This window comes from Luteibacter anthropi (assembly GCF_011759365.1).
GTDB lineage: Bacteria > Pseudomonadota > Gammaproteobacteria > Xanthomonadales > Rhodanobacteraceae > Luteibacter > Luteibacter anthropi.
This window is the reverse complement of record NZ_JAARLZ010000005.1, coordinates 383006-406342: the sequence shown is the minus strand read 5'-3', so window position 1 is coordinate 406342 and position 23337 is coordinate 383006. Positions and strand designations below refer to the sequence as shown.

The window sequence follows — 23337 nt, the reverse complement described above, 5'->3', positions numbered from 1 at the left end:
GCCGTGAATGCCCCCCTGGACGATCGTCTGGTCCTGCTTGCCGAACAGGCGGGCGTGGACGTGAACTGGCGCGATGCGCTGGACAGGCCCCGAACGACACCCCCTGACACCTTGCGCGCCGTGCTCCGGGCACTGGGCCTGCCGGCCGACACGAAGGACGACATCGATGCGAGCCTGCATCGCATCGAGGGCGAGCGTAGCGGGCGTACGCTGCCCCGGCTGGTCACGGCCGACGTGGCCGGCGAAATCCACCTGCCGCCGCTGCCCCGCGGACGTCGCTGGAAACTTATCGGTGCCGACGATGTTGCCGTGGGAGAAGGGGAGGTGGCTTCGGGCGGCGCATCCATTCCGGCACCTGCGGTGCCGGGCTACTACACCTTGCTGCTGGACGAGCAGGACGTGACGGTTGCCGTTGCGCCGGCGCGGGCGCTGGGTGTCGGCGAGATCCCGCGCATGCGTCGTGCCTGGGGCATGGCCGCCCAGGTTTCGGCGCTGCGTCGTCCCGGCGACGGCGGCCTTGGCGATTTCACCGCGTTGGAGCTATGCGTACGGGCTGCTGCCGAGAAGGGTGCCGATGCGCTGGCGATTAGTCCCGTGCATGCCTTGTTCGCTGCCGCGCCGGAGCGTTACAGCCCGTATGCTCCGTCGAGCCGCCTGTTCCTCAATAGTCTTTATATCGATCCGGTCCGGACCAGTGGCGAGCAGACCGTGCGCGCCGTGATCGATACGCACAACCTGCGGCAGGAACTGGCCGAACTGGAATGGCTGGAGCTGATCGACTGGCCGCGCGCGGCGCGCGCCAGGATGACGATCCTGCGATCGGTCTACGAATGGGCGTCGGTGGACTTCAATCATTCCGAACGGTTCGCCGCCTTCCGCCGCGAACAGGGCGAGCCACTGGAGCGGCATGCCCGCTTCGAGGCCCTGCATGCGGACTTCACCGCGCATGGCCGGCCGGGTGGCTGGCAGGGGTGGCCGGAGGCGTTTCGTGACCCGGCGGGTGCCGAGGTCGCTGCGTTTGCCCGCGAGCATTCGCGCGAGGTGGCCTTCCATGCATGGCTGCAATGGCTGGCCGCGCAGGGGCTGTCCGATGCACAGAAGGCCGCGCGGGATGCGGGGATGGGTATCGGTCTCGTGGCCGATCTTGCGGTCGGTGCCGACGCGGGCGGAAGCCACGCCTGGGCGCATCAGGCAGAGGTCTTCCATGGCCTTTCGGTGGGAGCACCACCGGATGCGTTGAACCGGTTGGGACAGGACTGGGGACTGACAACCTTCTCTCCGCGCGGCCTGCGCGAATCAGGATTCCGCGGATTCATCGGCATGCTGCGTGCGGCCCTGGCTTACGCGGGTGGCGTGCGCATCGATCATGTGCTGGGGCTGAAGCGATTGTGGATGGTGCCGCAAGGGGCAGGGGCGACCGAAGGTGCTTATGTGCGCTACCCGCTGGACGACCTGCTGCGACTGATTGCGCTGGAATCCCACCTGCATCGGGCCATCATCATCGGCGAAGACCTGGGCACCGTACCGTCGGATTTCCGCAAGAGCATTGGCGACAAGAACGTGCTCGGTATCCGCGTGCTGTGGTTCGAGCGCGCAGCCGATGGCGGTTTCATCGCGCCGGAGGAATGGTCGGACAACGCCATGGCCACCACGAGCACGCATGATATCGCGACGGTAGCCGGCTGGTGGAGCGGGCGCGACGTGGAATGGCGCAAGCGCACCGGACTCGATGATCCCGACGTGGACGAGGCCGCACAGCGCGAGACCGAGAGACACCGCCTGTGGAGTGCCTTGTGTGCATCGGGTTCTGCCTGGAACGCCGATGCCCCCCCGGCCCCGGACGATATCTCACCGGTGGTGGTGGCTGCCGCGAAACATGTGGCGCAGACGCCGGCCCCGCTGGCGATCTTTCCGGTGGAGGATGTGCTGGGCCTGCATGAACAGCCCAACCTGCCGGGCCCCACGGATGCCATTCATCCGAACTGGCGTCGACGCATGCCCGATTCGTCGGCGCGGCTGTTCGACGGACCCATCGCCCATGCCGTGTGCGCGACGATCGACCAGACACGGAATCGTACGTGAGCCCGCCCAGGTCCCTTGCGCGTCTGCAACTGCATGCGGGGTTTACCTTCGACGATGCGGCGCAGGTGGTGCCGTATTATGCGCGACTGGGTGTGAGCCATCTTTATGCATCGCCGATCCTGCGGGCAAGGCTGGGTTCCACGCATGGCTATGATGTCGTCGATTGCAACGAAGTCAGTTCTGAAATAGGTGGCGAAGAGGGTTTGCGTCGCCTCGTTGGGGCGCTGCGCGAGCATGGCATGGGCCTCGTGGTGGACATCGTGCCCAACCACATGGGCACCGGTCCTGAGAACGCGTGGTGGATGGACGTGCTGCGGCATGGCCGCGACAGCCGTTACGCCGGACACTTCGACATCGACTGGCAGTCGCCCGATCCACTGCTGCGTGGACGACTGCTGCTGCCCGTGCTGGGTGCGGGATACGAGCAGACGCTTCGCGAAAGTCACCTGCATCTGGTGCGCCGGCATGGCGAGTGGATGCTGCGCCTGTATGACGATTACCTTCCGCTGTCGCCCGCCTCGGTGCGCGACCTGACGGACGATGCGCCGGCGCAGCACGATCCCGGTAACGACGAAGGTCGCGCCCGGCTGCATGCACTGATCGAGAAACAGCACTATCGCCTGGCATTCTGGAAGCTTGCCAGCGACATGGTGAACTACCGGCGCTTCTTCGATATCAATGATCTCGTCGGCCTGCGCATCGAGCGCACGGCGGTGTTCGAGGACACGCACCGCACGATTTTCCGGCTGTATGCGGAAGGGTTGATCGACGGCGTTCGCTGCGATCACGTGGATGGCCTGGCCGATCCACGCCGCTATTGCCGGCAGTTGCGGCATCGTTTCGAGCGGTTGCGGTCACAGCGCCCAAAGGACGCGCCGCATGATGCGGCCTATATCGTCGTGGAGAAGATCCTCGCCGAGGAAGAGAGCCTGCGTAGCGACTGGCGCGTGGATGGCACCACGGGTTACGAATTCATGGACCAGGTCTCCGCCGTGCTCCACGACGAGGAAGGCGAGGCGCCACTCAGTGGATTGTGGCGCAGCCTGACCGGTGACGGTGCCGACTTCGCCACGCAGGCGGTCCGCGCGCGGCGACAGATCCTGGTCGACAGCTTCGAGTCGGAGCTGGAGCGTACCGCCCGTGCCTTGTTCGCTTCGGCGAGGGCTTCCGTGGTGACCCGGGATGTATCCCTCGCGGCGATCCGTCGTGTGCTGGTGGAACTGCTGGTGCATTTTCCCGTGTATCGCACCTATGTCGGTGGTGCGGGGCGTGATGCCGTCGACGAGGCGGTCTTCGCCCGGGCGGTGGAGGGCGCCCAGCGCACGGTGCGCGGAGAGGATGCGGACCTGCTGTACCTGGTCGCGACGTGGCTCGGTGGTGAAGCGCCGCGCAGCCTGCCACCCGGCCCGGTACGCCGGGCGCGGGAGCGGGCCATCGCCGTGTTCCAGCAGGCGACCTCGCCGGTGGCCGCCAAGGCCGTCGAAGACACGGCGGGCTACCGCTATGGGCGCCTGTTGTCGCGCAACGAGGTGGGCGTGGATGCGGCGCATCTCGCGCTAGCGGTCGAGGCCTTTCATCGTTTCGCGGTCGAGCGGGTGGAGACCTTTCCCCATACCTTGCTCACCACGGCGACCCACGATCACAAGCGAGGCGAAGATCTCCGGGCCCGACTGGCCGTGCTTTCGGAAGTGGCTGCACGCTGGGTGCCGACCGTGGAGCGCTGGCGCATGCGCCACGAAGCGTTCCGGCGTCGGGCGGAGGGGCGCATGGCGCCTTCGGCCGCCGATGAGCTGATGCTCTACCAGATGCTGGTGGGAGCGTGGCCGTTCGACCTGGAAGTGAGCGACGAAGACGGGTTGGAGGCGTTTGCCACGCGCATCGCCACCTGGCAGCGCAAGGCCTTGCGGGAGGCGAAGCGCTGGACGCGCTGGACGTCGCCGAACGAACCCTATGAAGACGCCTGCGAGGACTTCCTCCGGGCGATGCTCTCGGGGGAGGCTGCGGCCGAGTTGCGGGCTTTTGCCAGTTACATCGCGGTGCCGGGTGTGGCGAACGCGTTGGCCCAGGTCGTGCTGCGGCTGACGATGCCTGGCGTGCCTGATCATTACCAGGGCACCGACTACTGGGACTTCAGTCTCGTGGACCCCGACAACCGGCGGCCAGTGGATTTCGAGGCGCGTTCACGTTCCATGGCGCGGAATGGGTCGCCGCTCGATGCGCTGGCGGGGTGGCATGACGGGGTGGTCAAGCAGGCCGTGATTCATCGGCTGCTCTGCCTGCGCAAGACGCATCCGGCGCTGTTCGCTCAAGGGGGGTATCGCCCGGTGGAGGCGCAGGGGCCCGGGGCGGGGCATGCACTGGCCTTTCTTCGCGAGCATCGGGGACGGATGCTGTTCGTGGCGGTGGGGCGGCATCTGGCATCGTGGCTGGCGGGGGCCGATACGCCGGAGGTTCCGGTTGAATGCTGGGAGGGCACGACCCTCGCGCTGCCTGAGCGGGCATGGCGTGGGGTATTGGTCGAGGGCCAGCTGGAAGGCGGGGTGGTCCCGGCGGCCGCGGTGTTTGGTGGGTTGCCTGTGGCGGTCTGGGAGGCTGGGCGTTAGGGGCGGCCGGATTGGGTGGGGTTTTTCGGCTTCGCCGGTCGCGCGCAGGCGCGCTCCTACACAAGCCGGGCCGCCGAGCGCGCCTGCGCGCGACCGGCCGTGGCGACACCCCCAGAGCCGCCGCCCCCACCCTGTAGGAGCGCGCCTGCGCGCGACCGGCGAAGCCGGAACATCCACGCACGCCGCAAGCCCCCGTAACAAGGCCGCGCCTGCCCCCAGGGCCGCTACCACGCCCTCCCGAACCTGTCCACGACGATATGATGCGGGTTTCCCGAGCGAGGTATTCCCCATGGCCCACCCGACGGTCGTTCCCGTCCTTACCATCGACGGGCCTTCCGGGTCCGGCAAGGGCACCATCAGTCGCCTGGTGGCCGAGAAGCTCGGCTGGCGCCTGCTCGATTCCGGGGCTCTGTACCGCGCAGTGGGCTACGCCGCAGGCGAGCAGGGTATCGACCTCTCCGACGTGGACGCCGTCACCCGCTGCGCCCAGACCGTGAAGATCCGCTTCCAGGCCAGTCCCGACGGCGGTGAGACGCATGTGCTGGTGAACGGCCACGATGCCACGGACGAACTGCGCACCGAGACCGCCGGGGCGGCCGCTTCGGCCATTGCCGTCATCCCCTCCGTCCGCCAGGCCCTGGTCGACCTCCAGCTGGGTTTTCGCAAGGCCCCCGGCCTGGTCGCCGATGGCCGGGACATGGGTACGGTGATCTTCCCGGACGCCGCCCACAAGGTATTCCTGACCGCCAGCGCGGCCGAACGGGCTAAAAGGCGCTATAAGCAGTTGAAGGATAAGGGTCTAAGCGTTACACTTGCAGGCCTTCAGCGAGAGATCGAGGCGCGCGACGAGCGTGACGCGTCGCGGGCGGTCGCCCCGCTGAAGCCCGCCGAGGGCGCTGTGGTGGTCGATACCACTGGCATGCCCATCGAGGTGGTGGTGGCAAAGGTTTTCGCCGTGGTGCGTCCCTGACGCGTCCGGCACAACGCCCATGCAGTGCGCATGGGTTCTTGGCAACGGTGCCGGGGGGCACACTTGATATCTCCCCTGAGCACCCACAACCGGTGGGTCCCCTGACCGCTAGCGTTCAAGAAGCACGCCTGCGCCGGGTACGACCTTTCATAACCCTGGAATCAACATGACTGAAAGTTTTGCCGAACTGTTTGAACAGAGCCAGCAGGCCATTTCGAAGCTGAAGCCCGGCTCCATCGTCACCGGTATCGTTGTGGAAATCCGCAACGACGTGGTGGTGATCAACGCCGGCCTGAAGAGCGAAGGCATCGTTCCGATCGAGCAGTTCAAGGACGAAAACGGCGCTCTCGAAGTGGAAGTGGGCGACGAAGTCAAGGTCGCGCTCGACGCGCTCGAAGACGGCTTCGGCGAGACCAAGCTCTCCCGTGAGAAGGCCAAGCGTTCGATGGTGTGGGACGACCTCGAGCAGGCGTTCGACAAGGAAGAGACCATCACCGGCAAGATCTCCGGCAAGGTCAAGGGCGGCTTCACGGTCGACATCAAGGATGTCCGCGCATTCCTGCCGGGTTCCCTGGTCGACGTGCGTCCGGTCCGTGACCCGGTCTACCTCGAGGGCAAGGACCTCGAGTTCAAGATCATCAAGCTCGACCGCAAGCGCAACAACGTGGTCGTCAGCCGCCGCGCCGTCGTCGAGACCGAGTTCTCCGAAGAGCGCGAGAAGCTGCTTGAGCGCCTCACCGAAGGTGCGGTCGTCAAGGGCGTGGTCAAGAACCTCACCGATTACGGCGCATTCGTGGACCTCGGCGGCATCGACGGCCTGCTCCACATCACCGATATGGCGTGGAAGCGCGTGCGTCACCCGTCGGAAGTGGTCAACGTCGGCGACGAGCTGGACGTCCGCGTCCTCAAGTACGACCGCGAGCGCAACCGCGTCTCGCTCGGCCTGAAGCAGCTCGGCGACGACCCGTGGGTCGCCATCGCCCGCCGCTACCCGGTCGGCAGCCGTCTGTTCGGCAAGGTCTCCAACGTCACCGATTACGGCTGCTTCGTCGAGATCGAGCCGGGCGTCGAAGGCCTGGTGCACGTCTCCGAGATGGACTGGACCAACAAGAACGTCAACCCGGCCAAGGTCGTCCAGGTCGGTGACGAAACCGAAGTCATGGTCCTCGACGTCGATGAAGAGCGTCGTCGTATCTCCCTGGGCATCAAGCAGACCCGCTCGAACCCGTGGGAAGCCTTCGCCGCCATGCACAAGAAGGGCGACAAGGTCTCCGGCCAGATCAAGTCGATCACCGATTTCGGCATCTTCATCGGTCTCGAAGGCGGCATCGACGGTCTCGTCCACCTGTCCGACATCTCGTGGCAGGCATCGGGTGAAGACCTCGTCCGCAACTTCAAGAAGGGCGACGAAGTCGAAGCCGTGGTCCTGGCCGTTGATCCGGAGCGCGAGCGCATCTCGCTCGGCATCAAGCAGATGGAGCAGGATCCGTTTGGTCAGTTCATGGCGACCAATCCGCGCGGCACCGTTCTGAACGGCACCGTGAAGGAAGTCGACGCCAAGGGTGCGATCATCGACCTGGGCGAAGGCGTCGAGGGCTACATCCGTGCCAACGACATCGCCAAGGAGCGTGTGGAAGACGCCACGCAGCACCTGAAGGTCGGCGACCAGGTTGAAGCCAAGTTCACCGGCATGGATCGCAAGGGCCGTCAGCTCCAGCTGTCGATCCGCGCGAAGGACGAGGAAGATCTGGCCGACACCATGGCCGACTACCAGTCCGCCGCCGGTGGCACGACCAAGCTCGGCGCACTCCTCAAGGAGCAGATGAACAAGGCCGACTAACTGGCCTGATCGTCGGAAGAGGGGCGGTTCGCCGCCCCTCTTCATGCAAGATCCAAGTCTCGAGCCTCAGCTTTAAAGAAGAAAACAGGGGACCCATGACAAAGTCGGAACTCATCGAGGCGCTGGCGCGGCGCCAGACCCACCTTGCCTTCAGCGACGTGGAACTTGCCGTCAAGAGCGTGCTTGAGCAGATGAGCCAAGCTCTCTCCACGGGCGAGCGCATCGAGATCCGCGGCTTCGGCAGCTTCGCTCTGCACTTCCGTCCGCCGCGCATGGGGCGCAACCCCAAGACGGGCGATGCCGTGGCTCTGCCCGGCAAGCACGTCCCGCACTTCAAGCCAGGCAAGGAATTGCGCGAACGCGTGAATCTCGCCCTGGAAAACGACGCCGCGTTCTGACGCGGCGTTTTTTTATGTCCCTGTGGGCCATGGCCCATCCATTGCCGTAAACAGGCCTTGTCAACCTGTACGAAATCGTAATCGCGGCACACCACGCCATTCATGATTCGGGTACAGTCGCCGGATGCGTCTGATCGCCATCATCCTTCTGCTGCTGTTCGTCGCCGCCGGCATCGTTTTCGGCGCGCTCAATGCCGACCTCGTTCCCTTCGATTTCGGTTTCGCACGCGCCTCCCTCCCGAAGGGTGCCGCCATGCTGGTGGCCCTGCTGATCGGCTGGATACTGGGGGGCATCACCGCATGGGTGGGTACGTCCTTCGCCCATCAGCGCAGGCGCCCTCGTGCACTGGGTGACCGCAAGGCAGGCAGCGCGACGTCCGCATGAATCCTATCTGGCTGCTGGCGCTGATACCCCCGCTGGCCTTTGTTTCCGGCTGGTGGTTTGCCCGTCGCACGCATACGCGGCGTTCCGGTGAGCGGGTCAACGAGCTTTCCTCCGATTACTTTCGTGGCCTGAACTACCTGCTCAACGAGGAGCAGGACAAGGCGCTCGAGGTATTCCTGCGCCTGGCCGAATACAACCGCGATACGGTGGAAACCCATCTCGCGCTGGGCAACCTGTTCCGCAAGCGTGGTGAGGTAGACCGCGCCATCCGCGTTCACCAGCACCTGGTCTCGCGACAGGGGCTGTCCGACGAAATGAAGACCATCGCCCTGCTTGAACTGGGCGAAGACTATATGCGCGCAGGTTTGCTTGATCGCGCAGAGACGCTGTTCTCCGATCTCGTCGCGATGGACGCCCTGGCACCGTCGGCCTTGCGCCATCTGATTGCGATCTACCAGCACGAGCGCGAATGGCACAAAGCCATCGACCATGCGCGCCGCATGGAGGCCATGACCGGCGAAGACGAGTCGGCCATGATCGCCCAGTTCTATTGCGAGCTGGCCGAGCAATCGCGTCTGCACGGCGCGCGTACGGAAGCCCGTGACTATGTGCGCGAGGCTTTTTCCTGCCAGGCGGATTGCGTGCGTGCCCACATGATCGCCGGCCGGCTTTCGGCCGAAGACGACGACATGCCGGCGGCCATTGCCTCCTACGAGGCGGCCATTGCCGCCGACATCGCTTTCGTGCCCGAAATCCTGCCACCACTGCTCATTTGCTATTCGCGCTCACAGCAGATGGATCGCGCGGAGGACTTCCTGCGCGAGATCATGCAACGCTATCACGGCATTTCGCCGGTACTGGCGCTGACGCGACTCTACGAGGGCAGGGACGGTGAGCGCACGGCCATCGACTTCCTCACTGGCCAGCTGCGCAAGCGCCCCTCCGTCCGTGGTCTCATGGCGCTCATCGATGCCACCATGGACAAGGTGTCCGGCGAAGCCCGCGAAAATTACCTGATCCTCCGCGACCTGACCCGCAAGCTGCTGGAAGGGCAGGCCATGTACCGGTGCAGTCGCTGCGGTTTCGGTGCAAAGGCCCATCACTGGCAGTGCCCGAGCTGCAAGAACTGGGGCACGGTTCGTCCCATCCACGGTGTGGCCAACGAATGACGCTGCCGGTCATGGATGGGGTACAGACCCTGGCCGGCTGTACGGCCATTGCCTTCATCGTTTCCTTCCTTTGCGTCCGTGCCGCCATTGCCTACGCGCAGCGGCGGGGCATGCTCGATACCCCGGGGCGTCGTCGCTCGCACTCCATTCCCACGCCGCGTGGTGGTGGTATCGGTATCGTCCTGGGTGCGCTGGTGGGCATGCCGGCAGCACTTCTGCTGCTTCCCATGTCGCCGGGTGGCCCGGTGGTAGCCGCATTCACGGTGGCCACGGTGGCTGTCGCCGCCATCGGCTGGCTCGACGACCACGGTTCGCTGCCGATCCGGCCCCGTCTGTTCATCCAGCTGGCCGCCACTCTGCTTCTATGTGTGGCCGTGGCCGCGACGACGACCAGCCTCTGGTGGGCGCTGCCCCTGCTGCTGGCGGGTGTCTGGTGCATCAACCTGCATAACTTCATGGATGGCATCAACGAGCTGGCGGCCCAGCAGGCGATGTTCTTTGGTGCCGCCAGCGCGGCCCTGGCCTGGAGTGCCGGATCCCAGGCGCTTGCGGGGGCCGGCCTGGCCATGACGGCGGCATCCGCAGGATTCTGGTGGTTCAACCGGTCGCCAGCCCGTATTTTCATGGGTGACGTGGGCAGCGGCACCCTGGGCCTCTTTGTTTTCGCGATGTCCGCGATGCTCTGGGCATGTCGTACGAACTTGCTGTGGCCCGCCCTGGTGTTCTCGTCGGCCTTCGTCATCGACGCCACCTTGACGCTGCTCGTGCGAATGCTTCGTGGTGCGCGCTGGTACACTCCGCACCGCGAGCACCTCTATCAGTGGCTCGTGAGACGGGGTTCGTCCCACCGGCGGGTGGCCGCAGGCTACCTGGCATGGAACGTTCTCGTCTGCGTTCCCGTCGCATGGATCGCGTTCCGCCTGCCCGAGGCGGGGCCCTTGTGTTTCGTGGCAACGTATGTGGTAGGGGCAGCGGTCTGGCGTACTGGCAAGCGTTATTGCTTGCGTCGAAGGGAGCGACATGTTTCTGCGTAAGTTCATCGGCATCATCCACCCGCGTACCGCCGTGGTCGCCCACGACCTGGCCATGGCCGCGCTCGCCTGGTGGATCGCCAAATCGTTGCGCTATGCCCTGATGCCGTCGCTGGAGCCGGTCACCTACCTGCCGATGGAATTTCCCATCGTGCTTCTGGTGCAGGGCGCGGTGTTCAACTGGACGGGGCTCTATAAGGGCGTATGGCGGTTTGCGAGCCTGCCCGACCTGTGGAACATCATCCGTGCCACGGTGATCGGCTCGCTGATCATCGGCCTGGCCATGGTCATGTATTCGCGGCTCGACGGTGTGCCGCGCTCGGTGCTGCTGGTGTATCCGGTGGTGCTAGTCGTACTGCTGGGCCTTCCTCGCCTGAGCTACCGCTTCTGGAAGGACAGCCGCATCGACCTGTTCCAGTCCACCCCGACCAAGCGGGTGCTTATCGTGGGCGCGGATCGCGCAGGCGATGCGCTGGCGCGCGATCTTCGCCGCGACAGCCGTTACAGCGTGATCGGTTTCGTGGACGACAACACGGCCCTTCGTGGCGCGCAGATCGGTGGTGTTCCGGTACTGGGTACGGTCGACCAGCTCGCCGAACTGTCGCGGGCCGTGGCAGTGCAGATGCTGCTCATCGCGGTACCCGGTGCCAGCACGGCGCAGATGCGCCGGATCGTCTCGTATTGCGAAAGCACGGGCCTGCCGTTCCGCACGGTTCCGCGTCTCGAAGACGTCGTGGCCGGTCGCGCCCAGTTCAACGAGATCAAGGAAGTGGCCATCGAGGATCTGCTGGGTCGCGATGCGGTCGAGCTGGACTGGACGGCTATCCGCGAGAACGTCAGCGGCCGCCGCGTCCTGGTGACCGGCGGTGGTGGTTCGATCGGTTCCGAGCTCTGTCGCCAGGTTGCCCGGCTCGGCGCCCAGTCGCTGACCGTGGTGGAGATGTCCGAGTACAACCTCTACCGGATCGGCCAGGAACTGACCTCGGCCTATCCAGAGCTCATCTTCAACGGCGTGCTGGCGGATGCCCGCGAGGCGGTGGCGATCAACCGCCTGTTCGAGGAAACCCAGCCGCAGATCGTGTTCCATGCGTCGGCCTACAAGCATGTGCCGATGCTCCAGGGGCAGCTGCGTGAGGCCTTCCGCAACAACGTGCTCGGTACCCGCGTGGTGGCCAATGCGGCCGTGCGCTGCGGTGTCGAATCCTTCGTGCTGATTTCCACCGACAAGGCGGTCAACCCGACCTCGGTCATGGGTGCCTGCAAGCGCATGGCGGAGATCTGGTGCCAGAACCTCGCCGCGCATACGTCTACACGTTTCATTACGGTCCGCTTCGGTAACGTACTCGACTCGGCCGGCTCGGTGGTGCCGCTGTTCCGCAGGCAGATCCGCCAGGGCGGTCCGGTGACGATCACCCATCCGGAGATATCGCGCTACTTCATGACGATTCCCGAAGCCTGTCAGCTGATCCTGCAGGCGGCGAGCCTCGGCAAGGGTGGCGAGATCTTCGCGCTCGACATGGGCGATCCGGTGAAGATCCGCGACCTGGCCGAGCAGATGATCCGTCTGGCGGGCAAGCGTCCGGGTTCGGACATCCAGATCGTGTACACCGGTTTGCGCTCAGGTGAGAAGCTCTTCGAGGAACTGTTCCACCCCCTCGAAAACTACACCAGCACGACGCACGCCAAGATTTTCCAGGCCCAGCACCGGCAGGTGTCGTGGGACCTGTTGCAGACCCAGCTGGCCCGTGCCGAAGAGGCGGTGGCGCAGTTCGATGAAGATACCCTGCGCCGCTGCGTGTCGCAGCTGCTGCCGTCCTTCCGCTGGACCGAGCCGCAGAGCGACAACGTTGTGCCGCTACGACGCAATGAGAACGGAGACAACGCATGACCCAACCCCTGCGCACGGTCGTATTTCCAGTAGCCGGCCTCGGGACGCGCTTCCTTCCCGCGACCAAGGTGGTTGCCAAGGAGATGCTCCCGGTGCTCGACCGGCCCCTGATCCAGTACGCCGTGGACGAGGCCGTCGACGCCGGTGCCGACACGCTGGTGTTCGTCACCAATCGCTATAAGCATGCCATTGCGGATTACTTCGACAAGGCCTACGAGCTGGAAGCGAAGCTCGCGGAGAAGCACAAGGAAGAGCTGCTCAAGATCCTTCGTGACATCCTGCCGAGCCATGTCCGTTGCATCTTCGTCACGCAGCCCGAAGCTCTTGGCCTGGGTGATGCGGTACGTCGCGCCTCGTCGGTGGTGCAGGGCGAGCGCTTTGGCGTGATGCTCCCGGACGACCTGATCTGGAACAAGGGCAAGGGTGCGCTGCGCCAGATGGCGGAAGCCGCCGCCGCTCACGAGGCAGGCGTGATCGCCGTCGAGGAGGTGCCGGAGAAGGACACCGACAAATACGGTATCGTCGACGCCACGCAGAAGCTTGATGAGCGTTCTTCCGTCATCAAGCATATGGTCGAGAAGCCGAAGCCCGCCGATGCGCCGTCGAACCTCGCCGTGGTCGGTCGCTATGTATTGCCGACGGCTATCTTCGACTACCTGGAGAAGACCACCCCGGGTGCCGGCGGTGAAATCCAGCTGACCGATGCCATCGAAAACCTGTTGAAGGACAATGGCAAGGTGCTGGCTTATCGCTTCGAAGGCACGCGCTTCGATTGCGGCAACAAGGCCGGTCTTGTGCGCGCCACCATGGCGATGGCGCTCGAAGACCCGAAGCTTGCGCCGATCGTTCGCGAGTTTGCCAACAAGGCCTGAGCTTCGTCCGGTGGTCATCGCAAAGGGCCCGCCACTGGCGGGCCTTTTTTTGTTGAGGGGCAGGAGGCAGCCCCGTCGTTCCTGCGAAAGCAGAAACCCAGCGCCCCGGTTCACCAGCAAACACCGCCACGTTTCATCGGCTTGTGTGTAGGTAGCCCTCTCGCAAAAACCCACCGCACTGCACTGGGTCCCTGTTTTCACAGGGACGACGTGAGGGTTAGGTGGGGAGCTGCAATCTCGCAACCCGTCGTTCCTGCGAACGCAGGAACCCAGCGCCCCAGTCCACCAGCCAACACCGCCACGTTGCATCGGCTCGTGTGCAGGTAACCCTCTCGCAAAAACCCACCGCTCCGCACTGGGTCCCTGTTTTCACAGGGACGACGTGAGGGATAGGTGGGGAGCTGCAATCTCATAGTCCGCCGTTCCTGCGAACGCAGGAACCCAACGCCCCGGTTCACCAGTAAGCGCCGCTGCGTTGCATCGGCTTGTGTGTAGGTGACCCTCTCGCGAAAACCCACCGCACCGCACTGGGTCCCTGTTTTCACAGGGACGACGTGAGGGTTAGGTGGGGAGCTGCAATCTCATAGTCCGTCGTTCCTGCGAACGCAGGAACCCAGCGCCCCGGTTCACCAGTAAGCGCCGCTGCGTTGCATCGGCTTGTGTGTAGGTGACTCTCTCGCGAAAACCCATTGCACCGCACTGGGTCCCTGCTTTCACAGGGACGACGTGAGGGATAGGTGGGGAGCTGCAATCTCATAGTCCGTCGTTCCTGCGAACGCAGGAACCCAGCGCCCCGGTTCACCAGTAAGCACCGCTGCGCTGCATCAGCTTGTGTGTAGGTGACCCTGTCACGAAAACCTGTTGCACCGCCCTGGGTCCCTGCTTTCGCAGGGACGACGTGAGGGCGAATGATCAGGTTGTTTTTACAACGGCAGCGTAGGCAGGAAAGTGGGGCGCCTGAATGCCTGGGCTTTCTGCTCAACACCGTAAGCGATAGCGATCAAAGTCGGTTCGCTCCATTTCGTGCCGAAAAAAACGACACCCACGGGCAAATGATGCACAACGTCCACAGGCAGGGTGATCGACGGGTAGCCCGCGATGGCCGCGGGTGCGGAAACGCCGCCGATCGTGGGATCGCCACTGACTACGTGGTCACCAAGCAGCAGGTCGGTCGTGAATGCAGGTCCCCACGACGGCGCAAGCAGGGCATCGAGATGATCTTTCTTCAGCGCTGCATCGATGCCTTCCGGGCCGGCAAGACGGCGGTTGGTTTCGCGTTTTTCGATGTAGGAAGGATCATCGATTCCGCCTTTTGCCTGTGCGGCAACGAAAAGCTCCTGGCCGAACCATGGCATTTCCTTCTGCGCCATGCGTTCGTTGAAGGCGATCAGGTCGGCTAGCGTTTTCATGGGCTGATCCGGTCGCGTTGCCAGATAGGCGGCGATGTCGTGCTTGAAGTCCGTCAGCATGACGTCCAGTTCGCGATCGCTCAGCTCGCTCAGGTGAGGGATCTCGACGGGATCGACTACCGTGGCGCCCTGGGCCTTCAGTATGGCAATGGTTTTTTCCAGTGCGCGATCGGCATTGGGTTCGATACCTGCCAGGCGGCGTACGACACCGATACGTTTTCCACGGAGCGCATCCGGGTCGAGATAGCGCGTGTAGTCGGTCGCGTGACGATCCGCTTCCGCCGTGGCCGGGTCGCGTGGATCGCTGCCCGCTATGACGCCAAGCACCGCCGCCGCATCGGCTACGCTGCGCGCCATGGGGCCGGCAGTATCCTGCGTGGAGGAAATAGGGATGATGCCGGCACGACTTACCAGGCCAACCGTAGGCTTTATTCCCACCAGGCCATTCATCGACGCAGGACACAGGATCGAGCCATCGGTTTCGCTACCAAGCGATACCGTGGCAAACCCGGCAGCAACGGCAGCCGCAGAACCGGCACTTGATCCGCAGGCGTTCCGATCGAGGATATAAGGGTTGCGGGTGAGGCCGCCGCGCGCAGTCCAGCCACTGGTGGCATGAGGCGAGCGAATGTTTGCCCATTCGCTCAGGTTGGCCTTGCCCAGGATGATGGCACCCGCCTTGCGCAGTTTTTCGGTCACTGTGGCGTCACGTGGCGCAGGCTTTCCCAGCAGTGCGAGCGAACCTGCAGTGGTCTGCATGCGATCACCCGTATCGATATTATCCTTCAGCAGCACAGGAATGCCGGCCAGTGGTGTATTCGCAGGCACGTTCGCGGCAAGGGCGAGCGCATCCGGATTGGTTTCAATCACCGAATGGATCGAAGGGCCTGCCTGGTCCAGGCGCGTAATGCGATCCAGGAACAAGCGCGTAAGTCCTTCAGCGGTGAGTTCACCGGATGCATAGGCTTTGTGGATATCGGCAATGGACGCGAACGCATCATGGTCCACGGATGTACGTGCGCTCGCGTGCCCTGCGAAACAGGCCAGCGCGAAACCGGTGATCGTTGCCTTCAACGTTATGTGCATGGCGCCTCCCCCTGAATGACAAGAACGTGCGACCACGCATGTCGCCCATGGCTATACTGCCTGCATGCCACGTCCGTAGCGAGTGTGCGGACGCCCAAGGTATTGCCCAGGGAGAGCCACATGCGATCGTTCGTTCCATGGCTGGTTTTTGTATGGATCATGTCTTGCTTCGATTCCGTTGTCGCTGCCGATACACCGGTTCCCGACACGCTGGTGCAGCGCATCGCAGCATGCACCAGCTGCCATGGTGAGCGGGGTGAGGGCGGGGATAACGGCTTCAATCCCCGGCTGGCCGGCAAGCCGGCGGGCTATCTGTTTCGCCAGATGCAGGATTTCCAGAAAGGCCTGCGCCACTACCCGCTGATGGAGCATCAGGTGGCCTACCTGAGTCATGACTACATGCGGGAGATCGCGGAGTATTTCGCAGCACAGGATGTCCCGTATGTCACGCATCCGGCGCCGGGCGTCACCCCCGAGGCCATGGCCAGGGGAGAGCGGCTTGCCACGCAGGGCGATCCCACTCGCCGGATACCGGCATGCATGGCCTGCCACGGTACACAGCTCACGGGCGTGCAGCCTGATATCCCTGGCCTGGTCGGCCTGCCTTACGACTACATCAGTGCGCAGCTCGGCTCATGGCGCACCAATACGCGAAATACGACGGAGCCCGACTGCATGGCGACTATCGTCAGGCGATTGAGCGATGCGGATATCAGTGCCATTTCGGCGTGGCTGGCGACACGCCCCGTGCCGGAGAATGCGCATGCCGCCCCCGAGGGCAGCGTGACGCCTCCGCTGCATTGCGGCGTACTGGGGAGCTGACGATGCATGCCAAGCGATGGACACTCCTCTTCCTGGGGCTGCTTTTTTCCTGTGCGTCGCAGGCCGACGACATCGTGGAACGAGGTCGCTACCTCGCCACCATCGGCGACTGTGCGTCATGCCATACGGCACGCAATGGCAAGCCACTGGCCGGTGGTCGCGTCATCGGTACGCCGTTCGGCACCATACCTGCGCCCAACCTCACGCCGGATCCCGATACGGGTATCGGCCGCTGGACTGCCGATGATTTCTACCGCGCGCTTCACGAGGGCAAGGGGCACGATGGAACATCGCTGTATCCGGCGTTTCCGTTTCCCTCCTATACCAAGGTCACGCGTGCGGACAGCGATGCCATGTTCGCGTGGCTGAAAAGCCTGCCACCGGTGCATCAGCCCGCCTTGCAGGACACGCTGCGGTTTCCCTACCGCATGCGCTGGCTCATGGGTTCCTGGCGCACGATGTTTTTCGACAAGGGCGAGTACGAAGCCGATGCATCGCAGACGAAGGCGTGGAACCGCGGAGCCTACCTGGTGCAAGGCCTGGGGCACTGCAACGAATGCCATGCGCGTCGCAACAGCTTTGGTGCCGCAGTGACCGACCCCTATCTGGCTGGCGGCATTGTTCCAGTACAGAACTGGTATGCCCCCGACCTGTCCACGGGACCGCACGGAGGGCTGGCCGGCTGGACCGAGGCGGACATCGTCTCGCTGCTGAAGACAGGGCGCTCGCCACGTGGCACGGCGCTCGGCCCCATGGCCGAGGTTGTGATGAAAAGCACCCGCCACCTGACCGACGACGATCTGGCTGCTATCGCCACGTATCTGGTCGCATTGCCCCAACGCCCGGCGCGTCCGCTGGGCGAGTCGGCGGCCGGCTGGAAGGACCTGGTAGCCAACGGCAAGACGACCTACGACAAACACTGCGCCAGCTGCCATGCGGGAGATGGTCGCGGAAAGGGCGATGCCTATCCGCCGCTGGATGCAAACCCCACGGTGACCGAGCCTACGGGCATCAACGCCATTCGCGTGGTGTTGTCAGGTGGGTTTGCGCCTGCCACGGAAGGCAACCCCAGGCCCTATTCGATGCCGCCGTTCTCCCAGCGTCTCAGCGATGACGAGGTGGCGGGCGTGGTGTCGTACATCCGCCAGGCGTGGTCGAACAGGGCCATTGCCGTGTCCCCGGAAGACGTCAGGGCCTATCGGTCGGTGCCCGGCGAGTGAATCGAAACGATCCGGGCGAGATCCTGCCAGATGGCGGGGTTCCAGGAGCGGCGCGCCTGACCTGACGGGGAGGGCAGCACGAACAGGCGCGTCGCGCCCCACGAGATTTGCTGGAGGCCATAGCCGGCCTTCGGTCCCAGGGCTGCGCGTCCTGCGTGCTTGCTGGTGAAGGCCAGCATGCGTGGCTGGAAATGGGCCATCTTGGCGCGAAGGGAGCCTGCGTCGAAGGCATCGCCGGGGAGTTCGTCGTCGTTGCCGAAGTGGTGTTTCGACAGGTCGGTGAGTCCGATGCCGAAGCCATGGACGAGTGGAAATTCCGCTGGCGCGAGCAGGCGCGGCGTGAGTCCCACGGCAAACAGGGTTCGCCAGAACATGTTGCCGGGATGGGCGTAATAAGCGCCGTCCCGCGCCGACCGGGTGCCAGCCGCGGTGCCACAGAAGACGACGGCGAGCCCCGTGTCCAGGACGTCGGGCAGGATGGCCTCAGTCACGGGCGGGCGGATCGCCGACATCGCCGCGTTTGTCCTCGATGTAATAGAGCGGCCGCCGTTTTGTCTCGGCGTACGTACGGCCCACGTATTCGCCGATGAGGCCGATGGCCAGCAACTGGGCACCCCCAAGGAACAGGATCACCACCATCAGCGTGGGATAGCCGCGTACCGGGTCACCCCAGAACATGGCTTTCAGGAACACCCAGGCGGCGTAGAGAAAGGCCAGGAACGCAGCGGAGAAGCCCAGCCACGAGGCGACGCGCAGGGGCGCCGTGGAGAACGAGGTGACGCCCTCGATGGCGAGGTTGGCCAGCCGCCAGTAGTTCCACTTCGTCGTGCCGGCGTTGCGCGCATCGCGGTCGTACACCAGGGAGCTCTGCCGGTAGCCGATCCATGCGAACAGGCCCTTCATGAAACGCTGGCGCTCCCGCAGGGCATTCACCGCGGCCACGGCACGTCGGTTCATCAACCGGAAATCGCCGGTATCCCGGGGTACCGGCGTATGCGAGAGCCGTTCCATGGTGCGGTAGAAGGCGGCCGAGGTGAACCGCTTGAACCAGGTTTCGCCGTCGCGGCGGGCGCGGGTGGCGTAGACCACGTCATAGCCCTGGGCGGCCCGCTCGAGCAGGGCGGGGATGAGTTCCGGCGGATCCTGAAGGTCGGCGTCGATGACCACCACGGCATCGGCATCCATGTGATCCAGGCCGGCCGTCATGGCTGTCTCTTTGCCGAAGTTGCGCGACAGGCGCAGGGCCTGCACGCGTTCATCGCTTCGCGACAGGGCGTCGATCAGGTCCCATGTAGCATCCCGGCTGCCGTCGTCCACATAGAGAACACGGCTGCGCAAGGGCAGGGCATCGAGCACGGCAGCCAGGCGCCGGTGGAATTCACCGATAACCTCAGCCTCGTTGTAGGCGGGCACCAGCACGGCCAGGGTGGACGGGGTGGTCAAGCGACACCCTGGAGCAGGCGACGGCCCCCACGGGCTGCGGATAGAATGCCCGCCACGTCGCAGGCCTTGCGGTACTTCATTCAACGGATCCTCATGTCCAGGTTTTCGCTATCGCGCGGGCTCGCGGTGCTGGTGCTGCTGTGGGCCGCGCTGCATCTGCCGTTGCTGCTCGGCTTCCGCGTGCTTCCCGGCGACGCGATGAGCGAGTTCTATCCCGTGGCGTACTTTAATGCGCACAGTCTAAGGGAGGGACTGGCTCCATGGTGGAACCCTTTCATCTTCTCCGGGTATCCACAGATCGCCGACCCCCAGGGCATGCTGTTCTCGCCCCTGCTGACGGGCTGGATGCTGCTGCGCAAGGTGCCTGGCCCGACCTGGTTCATATGGGGTGCCCTGCTGCATCTGTTGCTGGGGGCGGTGAGCATGTTTGCTCTGTTGCGCCGGCTTCGCTCGGCCTGGCTCGGTGCGCTGGTCGGCGCGACGGTCTTCATGGCCGGAGGCGTTGCCGCATCGCGCATCCAGTACACGCCCATCCTTATCGTCTACTGCCTGCTGCCGCTGGTATTGCTTGCGCTGCTACGCCTGTTCGAGCAGCCCGGCGTGCTGCGTGCGGGCATGCTGGGCCTCGTGATCGGGTGGATCCTGGTCCAGCCTGTGCAGTTGACCTATTTCGTCGGATTGCTGCTCTGCGGGTTCACTGCGGTGTCGCTGGTCCGCCGGTGGCGTCGACAGCCTGGCGAGCCACACTGGAAGCTCATCGCCCTGCTGGTGTTCGCGGGTTTCCTCGGCGTAGTGCTCGCGCTGCCACAGCTGCTTTTCAGTTATGCCTTCGTGCAGGTATCCAACCGACCGGCACTTCCCCTGGCCGATGCGCTGGAGCGTGCCCTGGACTGGCGGAGCCTGCTGACCCTGGTCGATCCCAATGCCTTGCACAGCCTGCGTGGTCACTACGATGGCCCGGCCGATCCCATCGAAACATTCTTCTACGTCGGCGCGCTTCCGTTGTTATGCATAGGGTTCGGCGCCCGGCGCATGTGGGCCGAGCCGTCATGGCGGCGCTACCTCGTGTTCTTCGGTGTGGCGGCGTTGCTGGCCGTCATCTACATGGTGGGCGATCACACGCCGGTATATGCCCTGCTTTACGAGTGGTTTCCCGGCGTGAAACAGTTCCGGCGTCCGTCGGACAGTGCTTATCTCATCAATTTGCTGCTTGCTTTCGCATCGGCATTCGCCATCTCGCGCATGGATCTCGGCTGCCGGCGCCAGCTGTCATGGCTGTTCGGCCTGTCTTTCGCATGGCTGTTGCTGGCCAGCATCCACATGCGCGGCAATGGTGCCTCGTGGCAGGCGCCCAGCATCATGGCAGCGGTGGTCGCTGCTATGGCGTGGGGGCACGTCCGGTACAACCAGCGTATCGGCGTCGTTGCGTTCTGGATGCTGGCGCTGATCGTGGTGGACTACCGCTGCTTCAATCTCAATGGTGCGTTCAACCAGCGCGGTGACCCGGTGAAGCGGTTCCAGCGTGAAGGTGCCACGCATTTCCTTGCCGCGCGTTCGCGGGCTGAAGGCCACAACGGATTCGGGCCGCGTACGGAGACGCAGGAACTCGGCGCGGGATGGCGCAATAACTTCATCCTGGACGACATCCCTGCAACGCACGGTTACGGACCACTGCGCTGGTCGGTGTACGACCGCTGGTACGGCGCATCGGTGTACACCATCGGTGACGGGCCGCGTCCGCTGACGGACTACAACCCCGACCCCGGTGGCGCGCTGAACCGGCTGCTGGGGGTGCGTTACGTCGTCCAGCGTGCGGGCATGGGAAGTACGGACTGGCAGTCACCGTTGCCGGATGACGCACGTGTGTATGCAGATGCCAAAGTGGAGGTGCTGGAAAATCCGGCGGCCTATCCCAGGGTGATGACCCCGGTGCACGTTCGTACGCTTGCGCCGGGGCAGGCGCCTGCACCCGAGGCCTTTGCGGCTACCGATTTCGCCACGACGCTCTGGCTTACGCCGCGCGATGCCGCGGACGCGAGCGGCATCCCATCCCACTGTAACGGCCTGCGCCAACTGGACGGCACGGATGCGACACATATCCAGACCACGGTTCGTAGCTCTGGCGAAGAGGCCGGCTGGATCCTCGTGACAGACCAGGATTTTCCTGGCTGGGTGGCGCGCGTCGACGGCGTCGAAGTACCGTCGCACCGCGCGGATGGCCTGTTGAGGGCGGTCTGCGTACGGGCCGGGCCACACACCCTGACCTTCACGTTCCAGCCCTGGCGCATGGTTGCAGAGGCCTTCCGGCGCCCCGACAGCTGGCGCTGAATTTCCTGCGCCACGACATGTCGTGGACATCCGGGTGGTTAGGCTGGGAAACCATGAGCCTTTCCGATTGGGTGCCCGACATCTCGCATCCGTGGACGCGCTTCGCGCTGACCGTCGTGGTCGCGCTGGTCGCCGCGGGAATCCTCCGCCGGATGGCGCATGCCTTGCTTCGCCGCCTGGCGGTGCGTCACCCCATGAGTGCCGCTATCCTTGCCCGGGCGAGCGCCCCGCTGGATGTGATCGTGCCGCTGACGATGCTGCTGGTGTCGTTTCGCGGCGCCCCCGACCAGCCTGCACGGCTGATCGCCGGTGCCGAGCATCTGGTGGGGCTGGCACTGGTGGCGGCCGTCACATGGTTTCTCGTGCGTTGTGTCGGTGCGCTCGAAGCCACCGTGTCGCGCTTCAACCCGATCGACCTTGAAGACAATCTGCGCGCACGGCGCGTACAGACGCAGGCGCGCGTGCTCAGCCGCACGGCTATGGTGGTTATCGTGGTGCTCGGCACCGGCGTGGCGCTGATGACGTTTCCCGCCGTGCGTCAGTTTGGCGCGAGCCTGCTTGCATCGGCGGGCCTGGCAGGGCTTGCCGTGGGCCTGGCTGCCAAACCCGTGCTGGGCAACCTCATCGCAGGCATACAGATCGCACTGACCCAGCCCATCCGCATCGATGACGTGGTGATCGTGGAAGGCGAGTGGGGGCGCGTGGAAGAAATCACCAGCACTTATGTCGTGGTGAAGATCTGGGATGAACGCCGCATGGTCGTTCCGCTTCAGTATTTCATCGAGCATCCATTCCAGAACTGGACGCGCCGAAGCTCGCAGATCCTGGGCTCCGCCATGCTCTGGTTCGATTACGGGCTGCCGCTTGACCCCCTGCGCGACGAGCTGCAACGCATATGTCGCGAGGCACCCGAATGGGATGGCCGCGTCTGCGTGCTTCAGGTGGTGGATACCAACGACAAGGCCATGCAGCTGCGCGCGTTGATGAGCTCAGCCAACTCCGGCAAGTCGTGGGACTTGCGCTGCAAGGTGAGGGAGGGGCTCATTGCCTTCGTGCGTCGCGAGTATCCCGGGTTTCTTCCTCGCCTGAGGGGCGAGATCGGGAGCGCCGGGGAATCGTCGGCGCTCCCTGAGGCTGCCCGGACTCAGACCAGCCCGTGATCGCGTACGTAGTCACCGAGCAGGCTGTCGTGGTCTACGCCGAGCTTGCGCATGGCGTCACGCTTCTGTCGGCTGATGGTCTTTACCGATTTGCCTTCGCGGTCGGCTATCTGTTGTAGCGACATGCCGTTGACGAAGGATTTGATGACCTCTTTTTCCCTCGGCGAGAGGGGGGCACCCGGCATGGATGCAGAAGACTCGTCGGCTTCGTTGAGGATGTCGAGCAGGGTTTCACTCAGGTAGGTTTCACCTTCGTGGATCGCCTTGGCGGCGGTGGCCAGTTCATCCATGGGGGCCCGCTTGTCGATGACGCCGCGGGCGCCGCGGGTCAGCATCGAATTGAGGGCGGCCGGACGGTTGATCATCGTCAGGACGATGACGGCCAGTTGTGGATATTTCTCGCGCAAACGGTCGAGCAGGACAAAACCATCGTCCTGTTTGTCGGTTGGCATGAGAAAATCCGTAATAACCACATCGCAGGGTGTGGTCTCAAGCAGGGCGAGAAGCTCTTCCGGGCTTTTCGCTTCTCCTACGACGTCGATGTGCGCATTCCTTAGCGCCAGGGCACCTCCGACAAGGACGAGCGGGTGGTCGTCCGCCAGAATGACTTTGAGTGGCATGCCTCGATTTC

General features: G+C 64.4%; 18 protein-coding genes. 14 read left to right on the top strand and 4 right to left on the bottom strand.

Annotated features, from left to right (window positions below; all coding sequences use genetic code 11):
- Positions 1 to 3: 3 nt before the first annotated feature.
- From malQ to HBF25_RS11625, 10 genes are all read left to right on the top strand, one after another.
- The gene (malQ, locus tag HBF25_RS11670) at positions 4 to 2082 is read left to right on the top strand and encodes a 4-alpha-glucanotransferase (RefSeq protein ID WP_208392537.1); all 2079 of its coding nucleotides are present in this window, start codon (positions 4 to 6) and stop codon (positions 2080 to 2082) included.
- On the top strand, positions 2079 to 4685 hold the full coding sequence (gene treY, locus HBF25_RS11665) for a malto-oligosyltrehalose synthase (protein ID WP_208392536.1): 2607 nt from the start codon (positions 2079 to 2081) through the stop codon (positions 4683 to 4685). The genes malQ and treY overlap by 4 nt, the downstream gene beginning before the upstream one ends.
- A 289-nt stretch (positions 4686 to 4974) precedes the next feature.
- Positions 4975 to 5655, top strand: coding sequence for a (d)CMP kinase (cmk, locus tag HBF25_RS11660; protein WP_166948556.1), 681 nt, complete (start codon positions 4975 to 4977; stop codon positions 5653 to 5655).
- A gap of 166 nt (positions 5656 to 5821) precedes the next feature.
- Positions 5822 to 7495, top strand: coding sequence for a 30S ribosomal protein S1 (gene rpsA / locus HBF25_RS11655; RefSeq protein ID WP_166948554.1), 1674 nt, complete (start codon positions 5822 to 5824; stop codon positions 7493 to 7495).
- Positions 7496 to 7590: 95 nt separating this feature from the next.
- Positions 7591 to 7893, top strand: a complete 303-nt coding sequence (locus HBF25_RS11650) for an integration host factor subunit beta (protein ID WP_166948552.1) — start codon at positions 7591 to 7593, stop codon at positions 7891 to 7893.
- A gap of 124 nt (positions 7894 to 8017) precedes the next feature.
- A complete protein-coding gene (locus HBF25_RS11645) occupies positions 8018 to 8278 on the top strand; it encodes a LapA family protein (RefSeq protein ID WP_166948550.1) in 261 nt (86 codons plus the stop codon).
- Complete coding sequence (lapB, locus tag HBF25_RS11640) at positions 8275 to 9447, top strand: lipopolysaccharide assembly protein LapB (RefSeq protein ID WP_166948548.1); 1173 nt, start codon at positions 8275 to 8277, stop codon at positions 9445 to 9447. Before HBF25_RS11645 ends, lapB begins: the two co-directional genes overlap by 4 nt.
- On the top strand, positions 9444 to 10481 hold the full coding sequence (locus HBF25_RS11635) for an MraY family glycosyltransferase (RefSeq protein ID WP_243853184.1): 1038 nt from the start codon (positions 9444 to 9446) through the stop codon (positions 10479 to 10481). Before lapB ends, HBF25_RS11635 begins: the two co-directional genes overlap by 4 nt.
- The gene (locus HBF25_RS11630; RefSeq protein WP_166948546.1) at positions 10468 to 12366 is read left to right on the top strand and encodes a polysaccharide biosynthesis protein; all 1899 of its coding nucleotides are present in this window, start codon (positions 10468 to 10470) and stop codon (positions 12364 to 12366) included. The genes HBF25_RS11635 and HBF25_RS11630 overlap by 14 nt, the downstream gene beginning before the upstream one ends.
- Entirely contained in the window at positions 12363 to 13238 is an 876-nt protein-coding gene (locus HBF25_RS11625; protein ID WP_166948544.1) for a UTP--glucose-1-phosphate uridylyltransferase, read from the top strand. Before HBF25_RS11630 ends, HBF25_RS11625 begins: the two co-directional genes overlap by 4 nt.
- Before the next feature lie 923 nt (positions 13239 to 14161).
- Here the strand turns inward: HBF25_RS11625 and HBF25_RS11620 are convergent.
- Positions 14162 to 15733, bottom strand: coding sequence for an amidase (locus HBF25_RS11620; protein WP_166948542.1), 1572 nt, complete (start codon positions 15731 to 15733; stop codon positions 14162 to 14164).
- Between the two features lie 120 nt (positions 15734 to 15853).
- Here HBF25_RS11620 and HBF25_RS11615 point away from each other — a divergent pair, with 120 nt between their 5' ends.
- Both HBF25_RS11615 and HBF25_RS11610 read left to right on the top strand, forming a co-directional pair.
- Positions 15854 to 16555: a c-type cytochrome gene (locus HBF25_RS11615; protein ID WP_166948540.1), complete on the top strand. Its 702-nt coding sequence runs from the start codon at positions 15854 to 15856 to the stop codon at positions 16553 to 16555.
- 2 nt (positions 16556 to 16557) lie between these two features.
- Positions 16558 to 17775, top strand: coding sequence for a cytochrome c (locus HBF25_RS11610; protein WP_166948538.1), 1218 nt, complete (start codon positions 16558 to 16560; stop codon positions 17773 to 17775).
- On the opposite strand, the gene HBF25_RS11605 is transcribed toward HBF25_RS11610, so the two are convergent.
- Both HBF25_RS11605 and HBF25_RS11600 read right to left on the bottom strand, forming a co-directional pair.
- The gene (locus HBF25_RS11605; RefSeq protein WP_166948536.1) at positions 17751 to 18287 is read right to left on the bottom strand and encodes a mismatch-specific DNA-glycosylase; all 537 of its coding nucleotides are present in this window, start codon (positions 18285 to 18287) and stop codon (positions 17751 to 17753) included. The genes HBF25_RS11610 and HBF25_RS11605 overlap by 25 nt on opposite strands.
- Entirely contained in the window at positions 18259 to 19218 is a 960-nt protein-coding gene (locus HBF25_RS11600) for a glycosyltransferase family 2 protein (RefSeq protein WP_166948534.1), read from the bottom strand. The genes HBF25_RS11605 and HBF25_RS11600 overlap by 29 nt, the downstream gene beginning before the upstream one ends.
- A gap of 93 nt (positions 19219 to 19311) precedes the next feature.
- Between HBF25_RS11600 and HBF25_RS11595 the strand changes: the two genes are divergently transcribed.
- Both HBF25_RS11595 and HBF25_RS11590 read left to right on the top strand, forming a co-directional pair.
- A complete protein-coding gene (locus HBF25_RS11595; protein ID WP_166948532.1) occupies positions 19312 to 21546 on the top strand; it encodes a hypothetical protein in 2235 nt (744 codons plus the stop codon).
- Between the two features lie 53 nt (positions 21547 to 21599).
- Entirely contained in the window at positions 21600 to 22706 is a 1107-nt protein-coding gene (locus tag HBF25_RS11590) for a mechanosensitive ion channel family protein (RefSeq protein ID WP_166948530.1), read from the top strand.
- On the opposite strand, the gene HBF25_RS11585 is transcribed toward HBF25_RS11590, so the two are convergent.
- Positions 22691 to 23326, bottom strand: a complete 636-nt coding sequence (locus HBF25_RS11585) for a response regulator (protein WP_166948528.1) — start codon at positions 23324 to 23326, stop codon at positions 22691 to 22693. The two genes, HBF25_RS11590 and HBF25_RS11585, sit on opposite strands and share 16 nt — an antisense overlap.
- Between the last annotated feature and the right edge of the window lie 11 nt (positions 23327 to 23337).